Annotated in this window: 10 protein-coding genes; 2 read left to right on the forward strand and 8 right to left on the reverse strand. The window is 64.8% G+C overall.

The window, feature by feature from the left end; genetic code table 11:
• Positions 1 to 541: 541 nt before the first annotated feature.
• Together VFV09_01915 and VFV09_01920 are read right to left on the reverse strand one after the other, a co-directional pair.
• Complete coding sequence (locus tag VFV09_01915; protein ID HEU4866459.1) at positions 542 to 1,558, reverse strand: beta-propeller fold lactonase family protein; 1,017 nt, start codon at positions 1,556 to 1,558, stop codon at positions 542 to 544.
• 117 nt (positions 1,559 to 1,675) lie between these two features.
• Positions 1,676 to 3,061 (reverse strand): MBL fold metallo-hydrolase, encoded by a 1,386-nt coding sequence (locus tag VFV09_01920; GenBank protein ID HEU4866460.1) that lies wholly within the window; start codon positions 3,059 to 3,061, stop codon positions 1,676 to 1,678.
• A 54-nt stretch (positions 3,062 to 3,115) separates the two neighbouring features.
• On the opposite strand from VFV09_01920, the gene VFV09_01925 reads away from it, so the two are divergent.
• A complete protein-coding gene (locus VFV09_01925) occupies positions 3,116 to 3,940 on the forward strand; it encodes a GntR family transcriptional regulator (GenBank protein ID HEU4866461.1) in 825 nt (274 codons plus the stop codon).
• On the forward strand, positions 3,941 to 4,693 hold the full coding sequence (locus tag VFV09_01930) for a sulfite exporter TauE/SafE family protein (protein ID HEU4866462.1): 753 nt from the start codon (positions 3,941 to 3,943) through the stop codon (positions 4,691 to 4,693).
• On the opposite strand, the gene VFV09_01935 is transcribed toward VFV09_01930, so the two are convergent.
• From VFV09_01935 to VFV09_01960, 6 genes are all read right to left on the reverse strand, one after another.
• Complete coding sequence (locus VFV09_01935) at positions 4,690 to 5,142, reverse strand: DUF6194 family protein (protein HEU4866463.1); 453 nt, start codon at positions 5,140 to 5,142, stop codon at positions 4,690 to 4,692. The genes VFV09_01930 and VFV09_01935 overlap by 4 nt on opposite strands.
• 24 nt (positions 5,143 to 5,166) lie before the next feature.
• Positions 5,167 to 5,808, reverse strand: coding sequence for a class I SAM-dependent methyltransferase (locus VFV09_01940; protein ID HEU4866464.1), 642 nt, complete (start codon positions 5,806 to 5,808; stop codon positions 5,167 to 5,169).
• Positions 5,809 to 5,894: 86 nt separating this feature from the next.
• Positions 5,895 to 7,070: a hypothetical protein gene (locus VFV09_01945; GenBank protein HEU4866465.1), complete on the reverse strand. Its 1,176-nt coding sequence runs from the start codon at positions 7,068 to 7,070 to the stop codon at positions 5,895 to 5,897.
• A gap of 37 nt (positions 7,071 to 7,107) precedes the next feature.
• Entirely contained in the window at positions 7,108 to 8,136 is a 1,029-nt protein-coding gene (locus tag VFV09_01950) for a D-alanyl-D-alanine carboxypeptidase family protein (protein HEU4866466.1), read from the reverse strand.
• A 50-nt stretch (positions 8,137 to 8,186) separates the two neighbouring features.
• Complete coding sequence (locus VFV09_01955) at positions 8,187 to 8,588, reverse strand: NUDIX domain-containing protein (GenBank protein HEU4866467.1); 402 nt, start codon at positions 8,586 to 8,588, stop codon at positions 8,187 to 8,189.
• A 5-nt stretch (positions 8,589 to 8,593) separates the two neighbouring features.
• Positions 8,594 to 9,483: hypothetical protein (locus VFV09_01960; GenBank protein ID HEU4866468.1), on the reverse strand; the 890-nt coding region annotated here is incomplete at its 5' end.

A 9,483-nucleotide genomic window follows, 5' to 3' on the forward strand; every position in this document is an offset into this window, starting at 1 on the left:
CAGTCGATATAGCTTTTCGAAGAGTCGCGGCCCTGCTTCGAAGACGGCATGGTGAATAGCTAAATCTGATTGAACGGCGGCAGGAGCAACTTCTGATCCCGCAGAATCGACCCCGACCGGCCAAGGATCCTTTCCGGACGAAGTCGATTGCGGTATCAACGTTCCCGCTAGTCTCGGCAAAGCGTCGAAGCGAGTCTCTTGTATGCCCGGTCCAAAACCTCACTTCGAACCTGGACTCGATCGAAGGACTCAGTACTCAAAGTGCGATGGGTGAACGGAGCCCAGTCGATCGCACCAAGCGCACCGATGCTCCCGAAGACACGTGGGCAATCCGGAATCAGGAAGGCGCTCCCTACAACTCCCTACAACGGAATCTGTTACTGAGAGTCCCTCTCCTGCCTCGGAAGCCAAGCGTGCGGGCCTGTTGTCATCGCTCACATCCAAGCGTAGCGCCCGGTCGTGATTCTGCTGCTAACAGCCGCCCGGGGACGGACACGATCCTCCGCCAGTCAGCTACGATCTCCCCCTTCGTGAGCGACTCCTACCTGCATGCCAGCCCGGCAACCGTATCCGGCAGGCCCCCCCACGAGCCAATCGGGGAGAGAGCCCCGTCGTGAGCGACGCCCCAACCGAAGATGGACCCCGAGTCGGCGTCAATGGCATAGAGGAAGTCCCCATCGGCCGTTAGGCCCTGGTCCCGCAGCCCCGGCCGGCCGTCGACTGAGAAAGCCGCAGTCGCATCGTCAAGGCTCAGGCTCCCGTCGTCTGCGATCGAGTACCGGGACACGGCTCCGTCGGCGAAATTTGTCGAAAAGGCATAACGACCGTCCGGGGAAACGACCACCCAGCAGATCTCACTACGACCGTTGCCCACCGACCTCGTCACCGGGGTGATCTCAGCTCCTTCGATTGAGTATGAGGAAGCCGCAGCCTTTCCCTTCTGAGCGCCGAAGGCTTCGCTCACCACCAATGTCCCGCTCCCGGTCAGCGCAAACCCATAGGGGGTGGGCCCTGAGGAGGGAACCGTCCGGCCCGTTCCCAGCCTTCCGTCGGCCTGCACGGGGATTGCTGTGATTGAATTCGTGCCTCGTTCCGTCACGACGAGTGTCGAGCCATCCGGCGTAAGGCCGACCTGCGCAGGATCCGAATCCGGCGACAGCGCCTGTTCTGCGCCGGAAAGAGGCTCGAGCCCAGACTCACCGAGCGTGAAACCGGCCACCGTTGGCCCACCTGAGGCGAGCACGTAGACCAGGCCCCGGTGTTCGGCAACGCTCTTCGGGGCCGGCCCGGCGGGCGTGCGGCCGATGAGATCGAGACTTCCATCGTCGGCGACGGAGAACACGCTGACGTCATCACTGGCAGAGTTGGCTACCAGGAGGTGGGTGCCGTCTGCAGCCAAAACCACCGAGCCCTGAGAGGCGAGATGCGCTTGTCCATCACCCGAGCCTCCTGTTGCATGATCCGCGATCCGCTCCAATCCCCCTGCGGCGTTGCGTCCAAAGTGAGCCACCTTGTTCTCGGCTTCGTTCGTCTGCACATAGACCGCACCCTGCGTCATTGTTAGTGCCCCCCTTGCGTCTCGCCGTGCCTGCCGAACCGTCGCTGCCGGCGGCGGTCGCGCTAGGTCGTGGGCGTAGTAAGTGCTGCACTACCAACGATTTGTTTCAGTACGTACTCAAGAACGCCTAGATTCAGAGCCCGTTCCGTTCATCGCGAGACCCGCGCCCGCGGCCCTGTCCCACTCGTCGTCGATGTGTACGGCGTGCTTGCCCCCCCGGCTGATGATGCTTGCTGCGATGCTGGCCCGAAAGCCGCTGGCGCAGTGGGTCCAGATCGGACCATGGGGCAGGTGCTTGAGGTGGTCGACCAGGTCCTGTAGCGGCACGTGGACCGATCCGGCGATCCAACCTTCGGCCCGCTCGTCGTGGCGCCGGACGTCGAGGACCAGCGGCGGGTGGTCACCGGCCAGGACTTCGGCCAGGGCTTTGAAGTCGGCAACCGGGTAGCTCGCCAAACCCTGCTCACCGGCAAGTTCGGCCCGGCCCCCGGTTGCTGCTCCTTCCAGCCGGTCGATTCCGATGCGCACCAGTTCCCGCTGGGCCTCGGCGACCTCCTGCATCGAGTCGCCGATCAACGTGACGGGTGTCCCCCAGGGCAGCACCCACCCCAGGTAGGTGGCAAAGCTTTTGCCCAGCTCGACCGAGATGGTGCCGGGCAGGTGGCCCCGGGCGTAGGCTCGCCGATTGTTCAGATCGACCACCCAGCGACCCGACCGGATCTGGCTGCGCAGCTGCTCCGCGTCCAACTCACCCGGCGGTGTGAGGTCCAACGGGGTTGGGCCCGAGAGGTTGATGGGGGCCATGTGGGCGTAGTAGCGGGGGTAGGCGGTCAGGCCTGAAAGAAGCTGGGCGACGAATTGGTCTTCGTCCTCCATCGTCAGCGCCAGGTTGCTTTTGCGCTCGTCTCCCACGGTGCCGCTATGGGCGCCCGAAGTCTTCGCGGAGGAGCAGAAGCTGCCGAAGCCGTGGGTCGGCCAGACCTCCACCTCGTCCGGAACCATCGACGCGAGCTTGCGAACCGATCGGTACTGATCACGGGTAAGGTCCTCGGCCACATGTTCGCCGTTCAGATCGGTGCGTCCAACGCTGCCGTAGAGCAGTGAACCGCCGGTGAACAGCGCTTTGGGCCTGTCGCCTTCACTTACCAGATAGCTGAGGTGGTGATGGGTGTGACCCGGGGTGGCAATGGCTTGCACGGTGAGAGCGCCAACCTGAACCGAGGCTCCATCGGCTACCGGCTCCCGCTCGTACTCGACATCGTCCTCCGCGTGGACCAGGTAGGTTGCGCCGGTCCGGTGTGCGAGGTCCAGCCCGCCCGAGATGTAGTCGTTGTGGATGTGGGTCTCGGCAACGTGGGTGATCTTGACGCCGGCGGAGGCGGCAAGGTCGAGGACCCGGTCGATGTCGCGTTGCGGGTCGATAACCAGCGCCACCTTGCCGTCGTGAGCCAGATAGCTGCGATCGCCCAGTCCCGGCGTCTCGATGGTCAGAACCTCAAGCACACTACCTCCATAAGTTATATTGTTCGTACATTCGAATCATAGTACTATATCGACATGGAGAAAAGCGAAGAGCAGTTGAGTACCACAGAACCACCCCACGAAATCGATGTCAGGCCGCTCGACCGCACCAGCCCCATGCCGCTGTGGGCACAGCTGGTAGAAGAACTGACCCGGAGGCTTAAGGCCGGCCACTTCGCCGAGCGGCTGCCTACCGACCAGGAGCTGGTGGACACTTACGGGGTCAGCCGGCAGACCGCGCGGGATGCCGTCCGTAGATTGGGAGAGTCGTTTCGCCTGGAAAGGCACAGAGGGAAAGGGACGTTCGTCCGCCAGGCGCAGTTCGAGCTTCCCGTGGGGATCATGTACAGCTGGTTCCAGGCGATTGAAAGCCAGGGCGCCAAGCAGGACAGCGTCGTCCGGGCTTGTGAGCTGAGACAGGATGTGATCGTGGCGGCAGAGCTTGAAGTGGATGCCGACCTGCCCCTGTTCTACCTCGAGCGGCTGCGGCTGGCCGACGGTGTGCCGCTGGCTCTGGATCGGATCTGGATACCGGCAGTTCTGGCGGCTCCGGTGATGGAGACCGACTTCACCCACACCGCCCTGTACGACGAGCTGCGGGACAAGGCCGGGATCGTCCCGACCCGCGGCCAGGAGACCATTCACCCGGTAATCCCGATCCCCTCGGTTGCCAAGCTGCTCGAGATGCCGAAGGGCGCCGCGGCTTTCACAATCGTGAGAAGGACCTGGATCGGGGACCGGCCACTCGAGCGCAGGGACACCATCGTCCGTGGGGACCGCCACGCGTTCGTCTCCAGTTGGTCGCACGAGGCCGGCGTTCAGCACGCCGAGCCGCGCCTCAGGCTGGTGGCTCAAACCTAGATGGTCTCGCTTCCCCTAGTTGCGCTCGGGGGGGCGGCGGTGGGGATCCTCTTCGGGATCTTCGGGGTCGGGGGCTCCTCCTTCGCAACGCCCGTCCTCGCCCTGCTCGGCGTTCCGCCCCTGCTGGCCGTCGCCTCTCCGCTGCCATCAACGCTCGCCTCCGCGTTCGCCGGCCTGCGCGGCTACGCGCAGCAAAAGCACGTCGACTGGCGGGTCGCCCGGCTTTCGATCGCCGGCGGCCTTCCTGCGACGGTCCTCGGGTCGCTGTTGTCGAGGGTGGTCGGCGGAGATGTCCTGCTTATCGTTTCCGGCTTGGTCCTGGCCGTCGTCGGCTTGAGGGTTCTAAAGCCCCTGTCGGATGAGGCCACCGTCCAAGCCGACCGCCGGCGCGAAAACCCGTGGATCGTCGTAGGCGGCGCGGTCGGCGTGGGACTCCTCACCGGCTTGCTGGCGAACGGCGGAGGATTCCTGCTGGTCCCGATGTTTCTTCTCGTGTTGGGACTGACCATGCCGGTCTCGGCGGGCACCAGCCTTGCGGTCATCGCGGTGCTGTCGATCCCAACTCTGATCACCCACGCGTCGCTCGGGCAGATCGACTGGCCGGTGGCCCTGACGTTTGCCGCCGGCTCCATCCCCGCCTCCTACGTGGGATCTCAGCTGGCTCCCCGGATCAACGCGGAACGGCTGAAGAAGGCTTTCGGCTGGATGCTCATCGCGTTTGCGATCTATTTCGTCGTTCGGCAGACGCTTTAACCCGACCGCTTCCTGTGGCTCTCTGCGGCCCGCTCGTAGGCTTCGATCAGAAGAGGCCGGAGTGAGGCGAAGGTCTCCTCGCTCGGGTTGAGAACGCACATCCACGACTGCGGCGAGTAGACCGGGTGCGGCATCAGCTTGTCCAGAGTGGTGTAGTCGTGGCCGGTCTCCACGACCATCGCACCGTCCTTCGGCCACGAGGGCCGGGGTCCGAGGAGAGATTCGTAGGTTTTCTTGCCGACTCCGAAATTCAGGCGGTAGACCCCTTCCCGGTCCAGGTTCGACGCCGGGTCGTGGCGGTCGGCGGTGACCAGCGTGGCAAAGGGGTGGAGGTGCTCCACCGGCCGGCCGTCCTTGGGGTCGTAGAAGAGGTAGTAGTCGCCGCCGGCCTCAAAGACGTCGACGCCTCCGAGCGCCTCGATCTGTTCGATGACGTCGTGCTGGTTCATCGGTCCAGCCTACCGAGGTCGATTCTAGGTCGCTCCACCGATCACCCAGCTGAACGGCTGCACCGTCCCGGAGGGCGTCACGTGATCCTCACGGCACCCCCCGACAACCTCTACCCCTACCGTCAGCAGGACTGCGGTCAACTCTTCGACGCCGTAGCGTGCGACGGGTAGTCCGGAACACCGCTCCGGGCCGTCGGCGGCGAACGTAGCAAGGATCACGTAGCCGGGTCTGGTAATTGCCGAACCCAGCTTCTCCAGGTAGGTCGAACGTTCGTATTCCTGAGTCAGAAAGTGAAAGACCGCTCGGTCATGCCACAGTCCGTAGGAACGGCGCGGCTCCCAGGTGAGCAGGTCGTCATGTATCCATTCGACCGGGGCGCCGGGGCCGAGCCGCTTCTTCGCAAGATCCAGGGCCGTGCCCGACAGGTCCAGGACCGTGAGGTCCACGAAGCCCATTCGGACCAGGCTGTCGGTCAGGGTTGACGCCCCGCCTCCCACATCGATCACCGGCGTAGCCGTTGGGAGCTCCAAAGTCGAGATCAGGTCGACCGAGAGGGTTGGGCGGGGCTGGTACCAGCTGACGCCGGAAGCCGAAAGGCTTCCGTAAGCCTCGTCCCAATGTGCCTGTGAAGCGGCGTTTTCGACGTGCCCCTGCCGGACTCCCATACGACAAGTGTGGGCGTGTCGCGAAGCTGCCACAATCCCCCAAAACAAAGTGATCCTAGGTATAAACGAGGTTTGCCGGAGGTGAGCTAGGACCAGACCGAGATCTCCCTCAGGCCGGAGAACGACTCCAGTAGGCCGCCGGCCCGCAGGTAGCGAACGCGAGTCCGTGAGCGAGGCTCGATCTCGGCATCGGCAGTGTCCGCCCTGCCGATCTCCGACCAGGTCGTTCCGTCCGCCGAGCCTTCGACCGCACAGTCGCATCCCCGCAGGACGACGAGTGAAGCGTCTACCGGCCTGCCCAGGTCGATGACAACCCATTTAGGCTCACCCGGAGGTGGGGTGGTGGAGGGGCCGGGCAGGTTCGAGGGTTCGGGAGCCGGGATGGCGGCGTCCTCCGACAGCCGGCCATCGGTCGCCTTGCACCCCGGTATGGGAACGAGGGGCCCGCTTCCGTCCTGTAGGAAACAGGCTTTGCCCCGGGACCCAGGAACCCCGGCGCTGCTCCGGAACGGGACCTGGGCGGAGCGGTAGGCGAACTCCATGGTGGTGCCGGGGGCAACTCCGTTCCGCGTGGCTACCACCGACACCCGCCCGAGTGAGTCCTCCAGGACCCTAGGATCGTAGGCGGCCTGCGCCGAGTCTGACTCCATGCTCCAGTTGGGGCTGCCCTCGTCCGAGGTGAACTCGAGCCGGTAGTCCGACCCCTTGCCGTAGTCCTTGGGGATCGGATCCCACTCCGCCTTGCCGGTGGTGGTCACGAGCCTGGGCTCCCAGAACCTTATCGGCCCGAGGTCGAGGCGCTCGGTCTGAACCTTAAAGGTGGTGAGGGTGGCCGGGCCTTCCACGGTTCCCGGCGCCCCCGGCAGGCTGGTGCTGACGCCCATCACGCGAGCATTGCCGAAAAAAGTCTGAACGTCGTCTCCGCTGATCGAGAAGGAGAAGGCACCGCCGGCCGCGCTCTCGGTGGTGTCGGCGTCCCTGAAGAAGGAGGCACAGGGCTCCGGGGGCCGGTCGGCGAAGCAGAGGGTGCCGAGCGTTAGGCCGGTCAAAAGTGTTCCACCCAGCAACTCGCCTCCTCCCAGCCGGGGCGCAAGGACCAGTTCCCTCTGAACCGGTTCTCCGGCCTGGTTGGCCAGGGTGCCGGAGATGGTGACCGGAGCGCCCGAGTCAACCTGGCTCGGCTCGCAGGCCGTTGGGACCACAAAGGCGCAGGACAGAAACAGGCTGATAAGGAGCCGGTATCGCTTCCCGGGCTGGGTCACCGAGCTGTGACAGTAGGGCCCGTTGTGCCGTTACCGGCTAGGTGCGGGAGAAGTACAGGCTGTAGCGACGCACCATCGCCGTGGCGAGCAGGCAGACAATCGCAAGCGCCGGAACCAGGATTCTGAGCTGAACGCCGGCAAGCCCTCCGGGCTCGGAGCTCGCGGGGTCGATCTGAAGCTCTGCGTTCTGGGGCGTCATCTCCGGGCGGATCGAGTAAGCGGAGTGGGCCTTCAGCGCCGGTAGGTTGGCGAAGCCCCAGTCGTAGAGGGCGGTCGACTCGGCGTAGTGGTTGCCGGTTCCCATGACCACTGCGATCAGCGTGTGGCCGTCCCGCTGGACGGCGGAGATCAGGCAGTTGCCGGCGTCGCTGGTGAAGCCGGTCTTGACGCCGACGGTACCCGGGTACCTCCACAGCAGTTTGTTGTGGTTGATGAACAGGTGGTTCTGCCCGTCGCCCCAGGGGACTACGTGGGTCTTCTGGCTCACCATCTGCGCGAAGGTCGGGTTTCGCATGGCGGCCGAGGTGAGCAGTGCCAGGTCCTTGGCGGTGGTCTGGTGACCCGGCTCGTCCAAACCGTGGGGGTTCATGAAGGTGCTATCGGTCGCCCCCAACTCGTGAGCCCGGTCGTTCGCCATCTTCATGAAGCCGGCGACCGTCCCGTCGGGGCTGACCGTCTCGGCCAGGGAGATAGCGGCGTCGTTGCCCGACTGGAGGAGCAGGCCCCACAACATGTCGCCCACCGTCATCGTCCAGCCCTCCTCGGCGAACATCCTCCCCCCGGGGACGGTGCGGGCGGCGTTGGAGATGACGCCCTGCTTGTTCAGGTCGGAGTTCTCGATGGCTACCAGGGCGGTCAGGATTTTTGTGAGGCTTGCCGGCGCCCGGATTGTCTTCTCGTCACGGGCCCACAGGACGTTGCCCGACTCCATGTCGAGCAGCACGCCGGCCTGCATGGTGGTCCCGGGTGGGGGAGGGGGTGACGCGTCGGATGCCAGGGCCCCAGGGGCCAGGCACAGGGCGACCAGAACCGTGGTTAGTACCACGCAGACACGGGAGATAAACATCGGGAGTCGCAAATTTATGTGAATCGAAGGGCCGGTGCAAGGATTTGCGACTATCCGTCCCAACAACCGAACTGAACCAGGTACCGTTCCAGGTGAGGGGTCAACTCAAGATCTGAAAGCTCGTTACGCCCGACCCAGCGTAGCTCGTCGGCGTCGTCTCCCGCGCCGGCCGTGCCGGACTTCACCTCGACGAAGTACGACACGATCACGTAGTGCCAGGCGCCTTCCGGGTCGATGGCTTCGTTGACGCCGGCAAGCCGACCCACCTCCACCTTTAGCCCGGTCTCTTCGGCGAACTCCCTTACCAGGGCGGCCCGCAGCGGCTCCATCGGCTCCACCTTGCCTCCGGGGAGCGACCAGTGCCCGGCGTAGGCCCCCCGGCCCCGGCGAACCAGCAGGACCCTTCCCGAGTCGAGGGCGATGCCGGAGACCCCGACGAGAATTTCGGTCAAGTTTTCTAGGAGGGCGGCGGTGACCCGGGGGACTCCTCCGGACCGTCCGCCGGGGGTTGTGGCACGGGCGGTGCGACGTCGGGCGGAGCTGGTGATGCTTCGGGCTGCTGCAGAGGGACCATTCGCCCCTGAAGCGAGTCGAGCCTAAGCGCCGGGTCTCTCACCAGCAGGAAGAAGTTTGCGACCATCGCCGCGCCGAGTGGGGTCAACAGGACCGTAGTCAGGTACGCCGAGATACCGGTGACGACGGCTTCGACCGGCCCGAGCTCCCGCCCAAACATCTGCTCCTCGAAGAAATCGGCGGAAAACTCCGAGCCCACCGGAACTTCGGGCTGGAAGCTCACCATGGCGGCCGGCCCCGAAAGGAAAAACGAAAGAGCGACGGTGATCAGGCCGGTGATGAAAGTCATCACAAAGAACTCCCACATATGGCCCCTGGTGATCGTCCAGCTGCGGCCGAGGCTGGCGCCGGGACCGGTGCCCTCCAGAGCGCTGGCGGCGGTTGCCAGACCGAGCTTCAGGTAGGCGAACAGGAGCCCGAGTATCACGATCGGCAGGCTCAGTAGAAACCCCATGAGGATTCGGAAAATGTCGCCGTCGGCCAGGTCGAATCGAAGCAGACGGTCGAGGTCGGCCGAAGCCAGAGACATGAAGAACGGGATGAAGGCCACGATTACGATGAGCCCCAGAACCAGGTTGAACAGCAGCGAGGTGAATCCGAACCGCACCAGGCCCACCGAGAGGCTTCGGCGCACCAGCCCGCCCACGCCCGGGTCCTCCCCCTGCGAGAAGATCCCGACTCCCACAGTGATCGCATACGTCAGCCAGACACCGATGAGGCTCGCGACCAGAAACTGAATCGTCGTTGACGCAACGCCCGGCAGAAGGGCGGTGA

The organism is Actinomycetota bacterium, assembly GCA_035759705.1.
Classification (GTDB): Bacteria; Actinomycetota; CADDZG01; order JAHWKV01; family JAHWKV01; genus JAJCYE01.

Excerpts from the sequence above, each read along its gene's own strand:
- VFV09_01940 (HEU4866464.1), bottom strand. The coding sequence starts at position 5,808 with ATGGGAGTCCGGCAGGGGCACGTCGAAAACGCCGCTTCACAGGCACAT.
- VFV09_01950 (HEU4866466.1), bottom strand. The coding sequence starts at position 8,136 with ATGTTTATCTCCCGTGTCTGCGTGGTACTAACCACGGTTCTGGTCGCC.
- VFV09_01915 (HEU4866459.1), bottom strand. The coding sequence starts at position 1,558 with ATGACGCAGGGTGCGGTCTATGTGCAGACGAACGAAGCCGAGAACAAG.
- VFV09_01925 (HEU4866461.1), top strand. The coding sequence starts at position 3,116 with ATGGAGAAAAGCGAAGAGCAGTTGAGTACCACAGAACCACCCCACGAA.
- VFV09_01935 (HEU4866463.1), bottom strand. The coding sequence starts at position 5,142 with ATGAACCAGCACGACGTCATCGAACAGATCGAGGCGCTCGGAGGCGTC.
- VFV09_01930 (HEU4866462.1), top strand. The coding sequence starts at position 3,941 with ATGGTCTCGCTTCCCCTAGTTGCGCTCGGGGGGGCGGCGGTGGGGATC.